Source organism: Microbacterium luticellae, from assembly GCF_050408645.1.
Lineage (GTDB): Bacteria > Actinomycetota > Actinomycetes > Actinomycetales > Microbacteriaceae > Microbacterium.
On sequence record NZ_JBNTKE010000001.1, the window covers coordinates 600,286 to 614,843 of the forward strand.

The 14,558-nt window shown below is 61.3% G+C and carries 14 protein-coding genes; 4 read left to right on the forward strand and 10 right to left on the reverse strand.

Annotated features, from left to right (window positions below; genetic code table 11):
• Positions 1 to 48: 48 nt before the first annotated feature.
• Both coaD and ACQUSW_RS02975 read right to left on the reverse strand, forming a co-directional pair.
• Positions 49 to 546, reverse strand: a complete 498-nt coding sequence (gene coaD / locus ACQUSW_RS02970; protein ID WP_428930765.1) for a pantetheine-phosphate adenylyltransferase — start codon at positions 544 to 546, stop codon at positions 49 to 51.
• A 92-nt stretch (positions 547 to 638) separates the two neighbouring features.
• Positions 639 to 2,834 carry an ATP-dependent DNA helicase RecG gene (locus ACQUSW_RS02975; RefSeq protein WP_428930766.1) on the reverse strand — a complete coding sequence of 732 codons (2,196 nt, stop codon included), beginning with the start codon at positions 2,832 to 2,834 and terminating at the stop codon, positions 639 to 641.
• A 75-nt stretch (positions 2,835 to 2,909) separates the two neighbouring features.
• Here ACQUSW_RS02975 and rsmD point away from each other — a divergent pair, with 75 nt between their 5' ends.
• Complete coding sequence (rsmD, locus tag ACQUSW_RS02980; RefSeq protein ID WP_428930767.1) at positions 2,910 to 3,554, forward strand: 16S rRNA (guanine(966)-N(2))-methyltransferase RsmD; 645 nt, start codon at positions 2,910 to 2,912, stop codon at positions 3,552 to 3,554.
• Here rsmD and thiL read toward each other — a convergent pair.
• Positions 3,461 to 4,519, reverse strand: coding sequence for a thiamine-phosphate kinase (gene thiL / locus ACQUSW_RS02985; RefSeq protein WP_428930768.1), 1,059 nt, complete (start codon positions 4,517 to 4,519; stop codon positions 3,461 to 3,463). The genes rsmD and thiL overlap by 94 nt on opposite strands.
• A gap of 22 nt (positions 4,520 to 4,541) precedes the next feature.
• On the opposite strand from thiL, the gene ACQUSW_RS02990 reads away from it, so the two are divergent.
• On the forward strand, positions 4,542 to 5,039 hold the full coding sequence (locus ACQUSW_RS02990) for a DUF3515 family protein (RefSeq protein WP_428930769.1): 498 nt from the start codon (positions 4,542 to 4,544) through the stop codon (positions 5,037 to 5,039).
• Here ACQUSW_RS02990 and ACQUSW_RS02995 read toward each other — a convergent pair.
• From ACQUSW_RS02995 to ACQUSW_RS03025, 7 genes are all read right to left on the reverse strand, one after another.
• Entirely contained in the window at positions 4,993 to 6,096 is a 1,104-nt protein-coding gene (locus tag ACQUSW_RS02995) for a D-alanine--D-alanine ligase family protein (protein WP_428930770.1), read from the reverse strand. The genes ACQUSW_RS02990 and ACQUSW_RS02995 overlap by 47 nt on opposite strands.
• On the reverse strand, positions 6,002 to 7,132 hold the full coding sequence (locus ACQUSW_RS03000) for an NAD(P)H-dependent glycerol-3-phosphate dehydrogenase (RefSeq protein WP_428930771.1): 1,131 nt from the start codon (positions 7,130 to 7,132) through the stop codon (positions 6,002 to 6,004). The genes ACQUSW_RS02995 and ACQUSW_RS03000 overlap by 95 nt, the downstream gene beginning before the upstream one ends.
• Positions 7,122 to 7,877, reverse strand: coding sequence for a lysophospholipid acyltransferase family protein (locus ACQUSW_RS03005; RefSeq protein ID WP_428930772.1), 756 nt, complete (start codon positions 7,875 to 7,877; stop codon positions 7,122 to 7,124). Before ACQUSW_RS03005 ends, ACQUSW_RS03000 begins: the two co-directional genes overlap by 11 nt.
• Positions 7,878 to 7,880: 3 nt before the next feature.
• A complete protein-coding gene (gene murA, locus ACQUSW_RS03010) occupies positions 7,881 to 9,245 on the reverse strand; it encodes a UDP-N-acetylglucosamine 1-carboxyvinyltransferase (protein WP_428930773.1) in 1,365 nt (454 codons plus the stop codon).
• Positions 9,246 to 9,309: 64 nt separating this feature from the next.
• Positions 9,310 to 9,906, reverse strand: coding sequence for a 3-isopropylmalate dehydratase small subunit (leuD, locus tag ACQUSW_RS03015; RefSeq protein ID WP_428930774.1), 597 nt, complete (start codon positions 9,904 to 9,906; stop codon positions 9,310 to 9,312).
• Positions 9,906 to 11,348, reverse strand: a complete 1,443-nt coding sequence (gene leuC / locus ACQUSW_RS03020; RefSeq protein ID WP_428930775.1) for a 3-isopropylmalate dehydratase large subunit — start codon at positions 11,346 to 11,348, stop codon at positions 9,906 to 9,908. Before leuC ends, leuD begins: the two co-directional genes overlap by 1 nt.
• Positions 11,349 to 11,467: 119 nt before the next feature.
• A complete protein-coding gene (locus tag ACQUSW_RS03025; protein WP_428930776.1) occupies positions 11,468 to 12,472 on the reverse strand; it encodes a TerC family protein in 1,005 nt (334 codons plus the stop codon).
• 224 nt (positions 12,473 to 12,696) lie between these two features.
• Between ACQUSW_RS03025 and ACQUSW_RS03030 the strand changes: the two genes are divergently transcribed.
• Both ACQUSW_RS03030 and ACQUSW_RS03035 read left to right on the forward strand, forming a co-directional pair.
• Positions 12,697 to 13,266, forward strand: coding sequence for an RNA polymerase sigma factor (locus tag ACQUSW_RS03030; protein ID WP_428930777.1), 570 nt, complete (start codon positions 12,697 to 12,699; stop codon positions 13,264 to 13,266).
• Positions 13,263 to 14,504, forward strand: a complete 1,242-nt coding sequence (locus tag ACQUSW_RS03035; protein ID WP_428930778.1) for a DUF4349 domain-containing protein — start codon at positions 13,263 to 13,265, stop codon at positions 14,502 to 14,504. The genes ACQUSW_RS03030 and ACQUSW_RS03035 overlap by 4 nt, the downstream gene beginning before the upstream one ends.
• Positions 14,505 to 14,558 lie beyond the last annotated feature (54 nt).

Sequence of the window (14,558 nt, forward strand, 5' to 3'; positions counted from 1 at the left end):
CCACGTCATCCTATCGGCGCTGCCGCTGAGCGGCGCCTGAGTGAGCGATTAGATATCGCGTGCACCGGTGTCGAGAAACTCAGCTACGACGGTAGGCACAAACGCCGAGACATCGCCGCCGAGTGCCGCAACCTGCCGCACAAGAGAACTGGAAACCATGGCGTGTGCCGGGTCGGTAAGCAAAAATACGGTCTCGATATCGGCCAGATGCTTGTTCACAATCGCCATGGGTGACTCATACGACACATCAATCTGCGAGCGAATGCCTTTTACCAGCACCCCGGCATTAACGTCACGGGCATAGTCGACCAACAAACCCATGCTCCACGAACCGACAATAATGTTGCCGGCCACTCCGGCCTGAGCAATCGATTCTTCGAGCAGCGTCAGGCGCTGGGCAATCGGCAGCATCGCTGCCTTGTCAGGGTTATGCACCACGAGTACGTGCAGTTCGTCGTACAGCGCCGCTGCGCGACGAATCACGTCGAGGTGACCCAGCGTGGGCGGGTCAAAAGACCCCGGGACAACGGCGATCCGACTACTCATGCCACCCACCCTATCGCCGAGTTTCTTTGTACTGGCCGCACACCAGAAAACTGCACACACGAACGTCGTCGAAAAGCAGCATCCGGAACAATCTAGTTTTTTGCCAGCGCCGCACGATCGGCTTCGCTCACCCGGCGCGCAATCGCCAGGGCCAGCCCGGTGTGCTCGCGAAGCTCAGGGTCGCCGGTAAGAATGTGTTCGGCAAGTGTTCGCGCCTGCTCAATGACATCGGCGTCTTTTACCACGCGCAAAAGCTTGAGTGACGACCGGGCTCCGGCCTGTGCAGCCCCTAAAACATCGCCCTCGCCGCGCAGTTCGAGATCAACCTCGGCGAGCGCAAAACCATCTGTTGTGCCAGCCACGGCATCGACACGTTCTCGTGCGGGGCTACCCGTTTCGGCCTCGGTCACCAGAAGGCATAGACCCGGAACACTGCCGCGACCGACGCGACCGCGCAGCTGGTGCAGTTGCGATACGCCAAAGCGGTCGGCGTCCATCACGATCATGGTCGAGGCGTTGGGCACGTCAACACCCACCTCGATCACGGTGGTTGCCACGACGAGATCAATCTCGCCGCGCGCAAAGGACTGCATAACGGCGTCTTTTTCGTCCGATGTCATGCTGCCGTGCAGTGCGGCAAGACGGTGCTTGCCCAGCACGGGGTGCGTCGAGAGCAATTCGAGTAGCTGAACCACACCCCAGCGAGGCCCCTTTCGCCCCTCAGTTTCTTCACCGGCTGCGTCGCTATCGACGACGGGGTCAGAGTTTTCTTCTCGCAAGTTTTTGTCGGTGTCGATCGCCGCGCACACGGCGAAAACTTGGCGGCCCTGCGCTATTTCTTCTGCCGCGCGCTCCCACACCCGCACAAACCATGCCGGATGCTCCGCCAGCGGCGCGACAAATGTTTGTATGCCGGCGCGCCCAGCAGGCAGGGTGCGGATCACCGACGTGTCGAGGTCACCGAACACCGTCATCGCAACGGTGCGCGGAATCGGGGTGGCGGTGAGCACAAGAACGTGCGGGTTTTTGCCTTTGGCTCGCAGTGCCTCGCGCTGCTCCACACCAAACCGGTGCTGTTCGTCGACCACAACAAGCGCCAGATCGGCGAATGTTGTGCGCTCGCCCAGCAGTGCGTGCGTACCGATCACGATGCGGGATTGGCCTGCGGCAACGCGCAGTGCCGCCCTGCGCCGATCGGCTGCCGACAACTGGCCGGTGAGCAGAGTGGGCATGAGTTCGGCAGAAAGGTTGGGCCCCAGCATTCGGGTAATGGAACGCAAATGTTGGGCCGCTAACACTTCGGTCGGTGCGATGAGTGCTGCCTGACCGCCCGACTCAGCCACCTGCAGCATGGCGCGCACAGCCACAAGTGTTTTACCCGAGCCCACCTCGCCCTGCACAAGCCTGTTCATGGGTGAATCGCCCACCAGGTCGGCAGCGATCGTTGCACCCACCTGCTGCTGGTCGGGCGTGAGAGTAAATGCCAGTGCGTGGTCGAACTGTTCGAGAAGACCACCGGATGCCGCGGGCCGCGCCCGTGCGGCAAGTGCCTGCACGTCTGCTCGCTGCTGCAGTAGCGCCGTCTGCAACACGAGCGCCTCGTGCATACGCAGCGTACGAATGGCCGGTGATATGTCGTCTCGGGTGCGGGGCCGGTGGATCGCTTCGAGCGCGGCGCGGGCCTGCAGCATCCGGTGCTCGCGGCGAATATCCGGCGGCAGCGGGTCGGGCACGTCGCCGAGGCGATCCAGCACGTCACCAATAATTTTCTGCAGCTGCCAACTGGCGATGGTCGACGTGGCCGGATAGAGCGGTATGGGTGTTATGACCGCTTCGTCGGCGTGGGTGCGGGCCGATTCTTCGTCGTCAAAGAGTTCGTACTGCGGGTGCGCAAACTGCAGGCTGTCACGATATTTGCCCACCTTGCCCGAGAAAACACCGCGCCTGCCCGGGCGAAGCTCATTCACACGCCATTCGAGGGCGTACCGGCTCTTGCCAAAAAACGTGAGGTTCATCCGCCCTCGGCCGTCACCAATCGTCACCTCGAGCATGGCCCCGCGCCGCTGACGCATTTCACGAATCGACGCCGATACCACCTCGGCAACAATGGTCGCCTGTTCTCCTACCGGCAGATCAAATATGGGGGTGAGTTCACCACGGCTCGCGTAACGGCGCGGATAATGCGCCAGCAGGTCGCCAACGTCGTGCATGCCAAAAGCGCGCTCGAGAGTCTGGGCAGGTTTAACGCCAATGACCGCAGCAAGGTTGTCATCCAGACCAATGGGCATAAACAAAGTCTAGGCACGAGCCCCGACACCGCAGCCCGCACCACCGTCCGTCCCGTGAGCGGCTAGTGTGTTGCCGTGACAAGAATCATTGCTGGGCGGGCAGGTGGCATCCGGTTACGCGTACCCAAAGCGGGCACCAGGCCGACCAGCGACCGGGTTCGTGAGTCACTTTTTGCTTCTTTAGAAACAGAAAACATTATTGACGGCGCGCGGGTGCTCGATCTTTATGCGGGTTCGGGAGCCCTCGCTTTAGAAACCCTCAGCCGTGGCGCTGCCAGCATCGACATGGTCGAAAAAGCGCGGGCAGCGGCCGGTATCGCTCGAGAAAACATGCGTCTTGTTACTCGCGCACTGCAAGCACCGGATGCCGCACACGTGCATGAGAGCTCGGTGCGCGGCTTTTTGGGCCGTGCCACCGGCCCTTACGACCTCGTGTTTTGCGACCCGCCGTACGATATTTCTGACACCGACCTGGCCGGTGACCTCGTGGCGCTGTCTCCCCTGCTCTCGCCCGATGCGCTGGTGATTATTGAGCGTGCCTCGCGAGCTGCAGAACCCGAATGGGACGCCGCGGGGCTCGAAAAATATCGCCACCGATCGTATGGCGACACGGCCCTGTGGTGGGCTCAGCCGCGCGTCGACGCCGTGCTTCCCGTCGACTCCGTGCTTCCCGTCGACCCCGTGCTGCCCGTCGACTCCGCCGATTCCGCGTCGCGATAGGGATCCCACCCGGCGGCATCAATCGGCGCACCGTCGCACAGAATGCCGTGTTCGCCGCGTTCACGCACCCGGCCGATCACACGAAAACCGTCGGGCACAGCATCCGGAGCAAAAGTGGCCAGCAGTGCGTGATCTTCGCCGCCCGCCAGGGCACGCTGCGGTTGCGGCCCCAGAGCCGCGCTGTCAAAGTTGATCGTCACGTGCGAGGCCTCGGCGAGCCGATGTGCATCCAGCGCCAGGCCGTCCGAGACATCCATCATGGCTGTCGCCCCCGCCCGTGCCGCATGCGGTCCCGCAGCGATGGGCGGATCGGGCCGCAGCTGTGCCATGACCGCCCGCAGTTCGTCGGTCGTCCACTCTGCGTCGTCTAAAGATCCCGGATGCTGCGCCCGACCATACCGTTCAAAAAGCAGCCGCAGTCCCTCAGCCGCCACTCCCATGTCGCCACACAGTGCCACGGCATCACCGGCCTGAGCACCACCCCGAGTAACAGCCGCACGCCCCTCAAGGTCGCCGAGCGCCGTCACAGCGATCATGAGAGTGTCCGAGATCGTAAGGTCGCCGCCCACCACCGAGCATCCGGGAGCCAGCGCCGCGCAGGCCTCGCGCAGTCCATCAGCGAGCTGTGCCACAAACGACAACCGAATCTCGCCCGGCACCGCCAATGCCACCAGCAGCGCAGTCGGCCGCGCGCCCATCGCCGCAACATCAGCAAGGTTGACGGCGGCCGCCTTCCACCCCAGATCGAAACCACTGGACCACGAGAGCCGAAAATCAGGGCCGTGCACGAGAGTATCGGTCGTGGCAACAACCGCGCCCGAAGCTGCCGAGATGAGTGCTGCGTCATCGCCCGGGCCAATCAGCGCGGCAGCGGCATCCGGTGTTCTCTGCAAAATCGTACGCAAAACGGTGCCCTCAGAGATCTCACTGAGCCGCGGGTCGTCGGGCGATGCAGAATGGGTCATGCACCAAAGGTAGCCTGGATGCATGCCCCGTTTTCGTCGCTATGGCCTGATCGGCCTTGTGCTTGCTGCCGCCACCATTCTTACCGGATGCGGCGCCGGTACCGTTGCGCTCGAACCTGCCGCCGATGCCAACAATCCCCTGTGCGCCGAAGTGTCGGTGCGCCTACCCAAATCTTTTGAGAGCGTGGGCGGATCAGAACCGCAACAGCGGCGCTGGACCAACGCACAAGCCACGGGCGCCTGGGGCGACCCCGAGTCGGTATACCTGCGCTGCGGTGTCGAACCGCCCGGGCCCAGCACTCTGCAGTGCGTCACATTTGGTGGTGTTGACTGGCTGGTTGACTCCGAAGATCGGCCATGGCTGCGCATCACCACGTATGGGCGTACTCCTGCCGTGCAGGTAACGGTGAACTCGAGCGTTATCAGCGCCGACTCGGTGCTCGACCGGCTCACGTCTGCTGTCGGTCGGCTGCCTACCGATGCGCGCTGTATTGCTGCCGACGAAGCCCCGTCTGAATAAGTTCGGTAATCAGGTCGGTGTAGCTCAGGCCGGATGCCACCCAGCACTTCGGGTACATAGAAATCGGTGTGAACCCGGGCATCGTGTTCAGCTCATTGACGATGAGCGTGCCCTCGGGTGTGAGAAACATGTCGACGCGAGCCAAGCCACGACCATCAACGGCGTGAAACGCTGCAACACCAATCCGCTGAATCGCCTCGGCCTCTTCGCGAGCGAGTGAAGCGGGGCACACGACATCAACGCCGTCACCACCAAGATATTTGCCCTCAAAGTCGTAAAAACCGCGCTCGGTCAGCACAATCTCGCCCGGTACCGAGGCCCGCACGCCCTCTGCAGTCTCAAGAATCGCGACCTCGATCTCACGGCCCGTGATCCCTGTTTCGATCAGCACCTTGTCGTCTTCAGCAAAAGCGATACGCAGTGCCTCATCAAGTTCGGCAAGCCCGCTCACGCGCGAAACACCCACGCTCGAACCTGCGCGGGCAGGTTTCACGAAAACCGGCAGATCAAGCTGCACGGTCGCCGCGCGCACGGCATCCGGGTCGTCTTCCCATTCCTGCGCACGCACGGTCACCCACGGTGCCACGGCAATACCCTCGGCCTGCAGAGCCATCTTCATAAAGTGTTTGTCGAGACACAGCGCCGAGTCGAGTACTCCCCCACCGGCATAGGCGATACCGAGCGTGTCGAAAAAGCCCTGGATGGTGCCGTCTTCACCGTGGGTGCCGTGCAGCAGCGGAAGAACAACGTCGATCGGGCCCAGCGACCGCACGGTGTTGTCGGTGGCTATCACCCGCAGGGTTGCTTCGCCGCCCGGCTCAGGCCACAGCACACGCGTGCCGTTGTCGACGACTTCGGGCAGGTGTTCTGCGTCGAGCGGAAACTTGTCGGGGTTGTCTTCTTCGAGAACAAAAGCCCCTTCGCGGGTGATGCCGACGGGTATCACCCGGTAGCGGTCGCGGTTAATGGCCCGCAGTACCCCGCCCGCCGTTGCGGAACTGATCGAGTGTTCGCTGGAACGCCCGCCGAAGAGCACTACCACCGCTTGCTTGTCCATTGTTGGTCCTCTCACCCTGCGGGGTGTCGTCGTCGGTCGTCAGATGCGGCGCAATGTCGCGCGGAGGAAGAGTGCCATCGAGCACCATTTTTACCTGTTCAACAATAGGCATGTGTACGTCGGCCTCGTGCGCCAGCTGCAAGATGGGCGCCACAGACGCCAGCCCTTCTGCGGTCTGGTGCATTTGTTTGACCACGTCTTGGTAGCTGTATCCCTGCCCCAAGAGCCGCCCGGCCGTATTGTTTCGGCTCAGGGGCGATTGGCACGTGGCAATAAGGTCGCCGAGTCCTGCGAGGCCGTGCATGGTTTCGGGCTGCGCACCGTAGGCCACAGCAAAGTCGGTCATTTCTACGAGCCCGCGGGTAATAATCGCGGCCTTGGTGTTCTCGCCATAGCCCACGCCATCGACGATGCCGATAGCTACCGCAATCAAGTTTTTGAGCACGCCACCAAATTCTGTGCCGGGAACATCGGTGTTCACAAAGCTACGAAAATAGTTGTTGCGCACGGTTCGCGCGACGAGCTCGGCTGTTTCGAGGTCGTGCGAAGAAATCACCGCGGCGGTGGGCTGCTCGCGGGCGATCTCGAGAGCCAAGTTGGGACCGGATGCTACCGCTATACGCGCTGGGTCGCAGCGGAGCTCCTGCTCAATAACCTGACTCATTCGCTGCCCTGTGCGCCGCTCGACACCCTTCATGAGGCTGATGATGGGGGCATCGCTGGCTGAGAGAATCGGTCGCAGCGCCTTCAGATTTTCTCGCAGCGACTGGCTGGGCACCGACAGATATATCTGGTCGGCGCTGTCGAGTGCCTGTGCCAGGTGGTGGGTGGCCGTCATGGTTCGAGGCAGGTTGATACCCGGCAGATACTGCGAGTTTCTTTTGGCCTCGGCAATTTCTTGTGCCTGCTCGGGCCGTCTGGCCCACATGGTCACCTGGGCGCCGCCGTCGGCCAGTATCTTGCCAAAGGTCGTGCCCCAGCTGCCGGCACCGATAACGGTGACGCGCTGTTTTGCGGAAGATACTCTACGGCTCAAGGCGTCCGGTCTCCTTCTGGCCGTGGTCATGAGGGTTCCAGCGCACGGGCGGCGCTTTTTCTTCACGCAATTCTTCCAGAAGAGCAGTAATCGCCGTCATCAACCGCTCTGTGGCCTCATTAATAACAGCACGATCGTTACCGCGGCCCCGCAGGTCGTCGATGTTGACCGGTGGGCCGACAAGCACCTGCACGCGGCGCCGCCATGGCCACAGCTTTATGCCCTTGCCATATCGGCCCATGATCTGCTGGGTTCCCCACTGGGCCATGGGGATCAGCGGAATATTTCCCTCGAGAGCCAAACGTACGGCCCCCGACTTTCCACGCATAGGCCACAGGTCGGGATCGCGTGTGAGCGACCCTTCCGGATACACAATGACGCCGCGGCCGTGCTTGACCAGTTCTTCTGACTGCTGCAGAGTCTGCCGGGCACTGCTGGCCGAAGCACTGCGTGCCACAGGCACCATTCCGGTGTGCTTGAGCACCCAGCCGACCACGGGAACGCGAAACAGACTCTCTTTAGCCATGAACCGCGGCAGCCGCCCCATTTTCCATACGGCGACAGCAACGATCAACGGATCAAACTCAGAGTAGTGGTTGGGCGCGAGCACAAATGCACCCTTCCGGGGCAGATGCTCAGCACCACCGCGCTCGATGCGGGCAAGCAGTGATACAGGAGGAACGACGAGGGCTGCCAGAGGCCAAAACAACCCCGGCCGGGCCTTTTCGGATGACCAGGCCGGCATGGCTTATCCGATGACGTCGAAGTCGGCGCCTAAGACTTCGAGTTTGTCGAGGAACTTTTCATAGCCGCGGCTCAAAATATCAACGCCCGATACGGTTGATTCTCCCTGCGCTGTAAGTGCGGCAATCACGTGGCTGTAACCACCCCGCAGGTCGGGAACAACAATGTTTGCTCCGTGCAGCGGTGTGGGCCCCGTAATAACAGCGGCCTGTTCCAGGTCACGGCGCGGCACACGACGAGGGCCATCTTGCAGGCCATGCGGGTGAACAACAATATCGGCACCCATCTTGACGAGTGCGTCGGTAAAGCCCATGCGGTTCTCATACACAGTTTCGTGCACAATCGATCGACCATGTGCCTGGGTGAGCGCAACCACCAGCGGCTGCTGCCAGTCGGTCATGAATCCGGGGTGCACATCGGTTTCGACAATCACCGGATGCAACTCGCCTTCGCGGCGGAAGAGAATGCCGTCTTCTTGCACATCGAACCAGCCGCCCGCCTTGCGGAACACGTTCAAGAACGTGAGCATTTCTTGCTGGCGTGCGCCGCCCACAAAAATCTCGCCGTCGGTGGCCAGTGCCGCGCTTGCCCACGACGCTGCCTCGTTGCGATCAAAAATCGAACGATGGTCGTAGCCGCGCAACGTTTCGACACCCTCGATAAGAATCACGCGGTTGGGCTCATAAGAAATAATCGCGCCCATTTTTTGCAGCACCGCGATGAGGTCCATGATTTCGGGTTCGATGGCCGCGTTACGCAGCTCTGTCTCGCCCTTTGCACGCACGGCGGTCAGCAGTACCTGCTCGGTAGCACCCACGCTCGGGTATGGCAGGTGGATGTTCGCCCCGCGCAGGCCATCAGGTGCTGAGAGACGGATGCCGCTGGGAAGCTTCTCGACCACGGCACCAAATTTGCGCAGCGCGTCGAGGTGAAAGTCAATCGGGCGGTCACCAATGCGGCATCCGCCCAGGTCAGGAATAAACGCCTGACCCAGACGGTGCAGCAACGGGCCACAGAAAAGAATCGGGATACGTGAGGCACCCGCATGCGCATCGATCTGCTCAAAGTGGGCCGATTCGACATCACTCGGGTCAAAGACCAGAGCGCCCGGTTCGTCGCCGTCGCTCACTCGCACACCGTGTACCTCAAGAAGCGAGCGCACAACGGCGACATCGCTGATGGCCGGCACATCGCGCAGCGTGCTGACGGTCTCACCGAGCAGCGTCGCCACCATCGCTTTTGTGGCTAGGTTCTTCGCACCTTTGACATCTACTCGCCCGTCGAGGGGTCGGCCTCCACGGATCGTTAGTACGTCACCTCGCGGTGCTGAGACGGCTCCGGAACGGGTTTCGCGCGCGGTTGTCGTCATACAAGGGCCTCACTTCATCAGGGGATCGCGGTTGTGCCGCGGGGGAACAATTCTTTCCCCTTGCTCACGCCACAGGCAGTGTACGTGGCCGCCACGGTGCGCGGCGGGCCTCGAACTGCGCGATTGCTTCTTCGTTGCGCAGCGTGAGCCCGATGTCATCGAGCCCCTCGAGGAGCCGCCACCTAGTGTAGTCATCGATTTCGAAGGGCACCTGGAGGCTTCCGATGGTTGCTGTGCGCTCAACAAGATCAACCGTCATCTCGACACCCGGCTCGGCATCAATGACTGCCCAGATCGCTTCGAGGTCGTCTTCTGTGATGACGCCGGTGAGCAGCCCCTGCTTGCCGGAGTTTCCGCGAAAAATATCGGCGAAGCGCGGGCTGAGCACAACCCGGAACCCATAGTCACGCAGTGCCCACACGGCATGTTCCCGGCTTGATCCGGTACCGAAGTCAGGCCCGGCAACAAGCACGCTCGCATGGCGAAATGCGTCGTGATTGAGCACAAAATCGGGATCTTGACGCCACGCCGAGAACAGCGCGTCGTCAAAACCGGTTTTGGTTACGCGCTTGAGGTAAACAGCCGGGATGATCTGGTCGGTGTCGACGTTCGATCTCTTCAACGGTGCAGCCACACCCGTGTGTGTTGTGAACTTTTCCATCAGATGCTCCCCTCCAGGTCGCTCGGGCTCGATAGCGTGCCTCGCACAGCGGTAGCGGCGGCAACCAGCGGCGAGACCAGGTGCGTGCGGCCACCCTTGCCCTGGCGTCCCTCAAAGTTTCGGTTCGATGTGGATGCGCAGCGCTCGCCGGGAGCCAACTGGTCGGGGTTCATCCCTAGACACATCGAGCAGCCTGCGAAACGCCATTCGGCACCGAAATCGGTCACGATCTTATCGATGCCCTCGGCTTCAGCTTCAAGACGCACCCGGGCAGACCCTGGTACGACCATGACGCGAACGCCGTCGGCTTTCTTGCGGCCCTCAATGATCGAGGCGAATGCGCGCAGGTCTTCTATGCGGCTGTTGGTGCACGACCCCATAAACACCGCGTCGACCGCAATGTCTTTCAGCGGCGTGCCGGGAGCAAGGTCCATATATTCGAGCGCGCGCTGGGCGGCAGCCTGTGCATTCGGGTCAGAAAATTCTTCCGGATGCGGCACGCTCGACGACAACGAACGGCCCTGGCCCGGGTTCGTGCCCCACGTGACAAAAGGCTCGAGCTCATTGGCGTCGATGAACACTTCGGCGTCAAAAACCGCGCCTTCATCGGTGGGCAGCGTGCGCCAGTAGGCAACCGCTTCATCCCAGTCGGCACCCTTCGGTGCATGCGGGCGCCCCTTGACATACTCAAAGGTTGTTTCGTCGGGTGCAACCATACCGGCGCGGGCGCCAGCCTCGATCGACATATTGCAGATCGTCATGCGCCCCTCCATCGAGAGGGCGCGAATGGCGCTGCCGCGGTACTCGAGCACGTATCCCTGGCCGCCGCCCGTGCCGATCTTGGCGATCACAGCCAAAATGATGTCTTTTGCGGTGACGCCGGGCTTGAGTTCGCCGTCAACGTTGATGGCCATCGTCTTAAACGGTTTCAGCGGCAGTGTCTGCGTGGCCATGACATGCTCGACCTCGCTCGTACCAATGCCGAAGGCCATCGCACCAAAAGCACCGTGTGTCGACGTGTGCGAGTCGCCACACACCACGGTAATGCCGGGCATGGTCAAGCCCAGCTGCGGGCCCATCACGTGCACAATGCCCTGCTCGACATCACCGAGTGGATGCAGCCGAACACCGAACTCTTCTGCGTTGCGACGCAGCGTTTCTATCTGTGTACGACTGGTGAGGTCGGCGATGGGCTTGTCGATATCGAGCGTGGGTGTGTTGTGGTCTTCTGTAGCAATCGTGAGATCGGTACGACGCAGCGGACGCCCCTCGGCGCGCAGACCATCAAAAGCCTGCGGGCTGGTGACCTCGTGCACAAGATGCAGGTCAATATAAATCAGATCCGGTTGTCCGTCTTCGCCCTTAACAACAAGGTGGTCGTCCCATAGTTTTTCTGCCAGGGTACGAGGGCGAGACGGTGCAGCATTTACGTCAGTGGTCATCTGTCGCTTTCTCCAAAGATTCGGCGGACGGCCCATGCGGAACTCCGCGACGAGGATGGCCTACCTAATCGAGGTCTCGTCGCGGCTGCTAAGGAGAAGCGCCACCGCCTGCATGCGCGTCAGTCTACACCTGTCGGCGACCCTGCTTTGTCACGCTTCTGGTCACGCTGTGAGGCAATAAGACTCGCTCCGGTCGCCCCCACCATCGCCACCACGATGACACCGAGCGACAACCACAGCGGAATCTCGGGTGCCCACTCAATAGATTCACCACCGTTAATAAACGGCAGTTCGTTCACGTGCATAGCGTGCAAAATCAATTTGATCCCGATAAATCCGAGGATCACCGCGATGCCATAAGAGAGGTATCGCAGCTTGTCGAGCAGATTGCCGAGCAAAAAGTACAGCTGCCGAAGACCCATCAGCGCAAAAATGTTCGCGGTGAAAACAATGAAGCCATCCTGCGTGATGCTAAAGATCGCGGGGATCGAGTCGATCGCGAACATCAGATCGGTCACGCCGATCGTGACGAACACCAGCACGAGCGGCGTGAACATGCGAACACCGTCGACCGATGTTCGCATCCGGTTACCGTCATAAGAATCAGCGATCGGCACAAACCTGCGCAGCACTCGAACCATCAGGCTCTGCTTTTCGACATCGTCGTCTTTTTCGGGTAGTACCTGTCGAATAGCGGTCCACACTAAGAACGCACCAAAAATATAGAACACCGGCGAGAAGTGCTCGATGATCGCGACCCCGGCAATAATGAACAGCCCACGCAATACCAGCGCGATCAAAATACCGATCATGAGCACGTTTTGTTGCAGGCGTCGAGGCACCGAGAACTGCGCCATGATCAAAATGAACACGAACAGGTTGTCGATCGACAGGCTGTATTCCAGTGCCCAACCAGTGAGAAATTCTCCTGCCGTGCCGACATCGGTCACCCACCACAGTGCCCCGGCAAAAAGCACCGCGAGTGTGACATAAAAGACGACCCAGAGTGTGGATTCTCGGGTGGAAGGAATGTGGGGCCGCATCCGGACCAATAAAAGATCGCCAATAAGGATGAGGCTGAGCACGACATAAGCCGTGATCTCGAACCAGAGAGGAATATGCACGGGGGCCTTTCGAGCGGTCGATAGTGACCGAAAGTCTCTCCCCCGCATTTCTGCGGCACGCACCCGGGTGGCCTCCGACGGTCACCGTGATGACGGGTGCGATGTGTGTGGGATACTCCCCCTCGCCTGCACGATGTTACAGGGTTTTGTAGAAAGTTCGAGAACATCTGAGACGATTCCGTGGGTACCGACACTTAACAAGTGAGAGGCTGAGGAGGACCCCCATGCCACCCACGACAACCGATGCCGAACTTGTCACGCGTGCAGCATCCGGCGACCAACAGGCGTTTCGTCTGCTCTACCGCGCGCATGTCACACCGGTGTACTGGATTGCGTACGGCATTGTGCGAACCCCCGCCGATGCCGAAGAAATCGTTCAAGAGACCTTTGTCACCGCGTGGCGAAAACTGCCAGGGCTCCTTCTTTCGGGCGACTCACTGTTGCCGTGGCTGGCAACAATATGTCGGTTTCATACTGCCAACCGGATGCGGCAGCGCGCACGCACCCGCGAGAATGAACAGTCCGTTGACGACGAACTCGCCGACAGCATTGATGTCGCAGATCTCGTTATCACACGCGACTGGGCCGAACGCATCATCGATGAACTGCGCGGATTCAGCGATATCGACCAGCAGATCTTTGTGCTGTGCGCCTGCGAAGGCTACTCGTACGATGCCGCCGCCGACACTCTGCAACTCACCCACGGGCAGGTTCGCAACCGCCTCTCGCGCGTACGCAGCCGCCTACGCGAAAAGGTCAACGAGACCACGGTCAACGAGACGGAGACACCATGACTGCTGCATCCGGCACACCACACTCCGGCAGCACACCCACGCCGGCACCCATACCCGGTAATGCTGCCCCTGCTCTGCCCGAACTCCATGAGGAACGCATTCGAACAATGGAAGACAACATTTTTGCGCGCATCGACGCATCGGATGACGCAGCACGACGTATGACTGGGTCGCAGCACGTTGCGACCGGGCGTCGCCCCCGTCGACGCATGCGCGGATGGGCCGTTGGCCTGGGGGTCGCAGCAGCCTTTGTTGTGGGCGCTGTCATCTCGCCGGCGATCGTCATGAACAGCATGTCGTTGAGCAGCAGTGATTCGGCGGGAGACTACGCCGTGCCACCCCGTAGCTCTTCGGAGGAATCGCGAGCTGCCGATGGCACCGCCGACATGGGCGCCGACATGGCCAGCGATATCGCCGCCGAACGCCAAATCATCACAACAGGAACCGTCACACTGCGCGTTGACGACATTGCCGCCAGCGCCGAAACCATCGCCGCACTTGCACAGGAACAGGGCGGCTACGTAGAAGCACAGCGGATTGCCTCACGTGACTCCCGCGCAACAGTGCCGGATGCCGACGCCGAAGTGGTCAGCGGCTGGATCACCATCCGCATTCCCGCCACCAGCATGACAAGCACCACCGGGGCGCTCGGCGACATTGGCACCGTGACCTCGTCGTCGATCGAACGAGAAGACGTCACCATGCAGAGCATCGACCTGCAAGCCCGGGTTGATTCTGCACGAGCATCGGTCGAACGACTCACTGAACTCATGGCGCAATCGGGCAGCGTCGCCGACCTCGTCGAAGCAGAATCGGTACTCGCCCAACGGCAAGCCGAACTCGAATCGTACGAACAACAACTGAAAGCACTGAGCGACCAAGTAGCCATGTCAACGCTCACCGTCGAACTCAACCGCACCAGCACCCCCGCCACCGCCGACCCCATCGGCTTCACCAACGGCCTCGCCACCGGCTGGAACACCGTCATCGCCACCCTCAACGGACTCGTCGTCGCCCTCGGCTTCGCACTCCCCTGGCTCATCCCCATCGCCATCGTGTGGACCCTCGTCTGGCTCGTCGTGCGAGCACGACGCCGCAAACGCCAGCGGGCGGTAGGTGGTGCGGGTGGCGCGGGTGCGTCGGGTGGCGCGAACACCTCGGGCGAGATGACCAGCTCGACGGCCACGGGCGCCTCGGTCGGGACGACCGGCTCGACGACCGGGCACGACACGCCGTAACGCCAGGCACCGACAACGCGGCCGGTCACGACACGCCGTACAGTGGCGCACCGC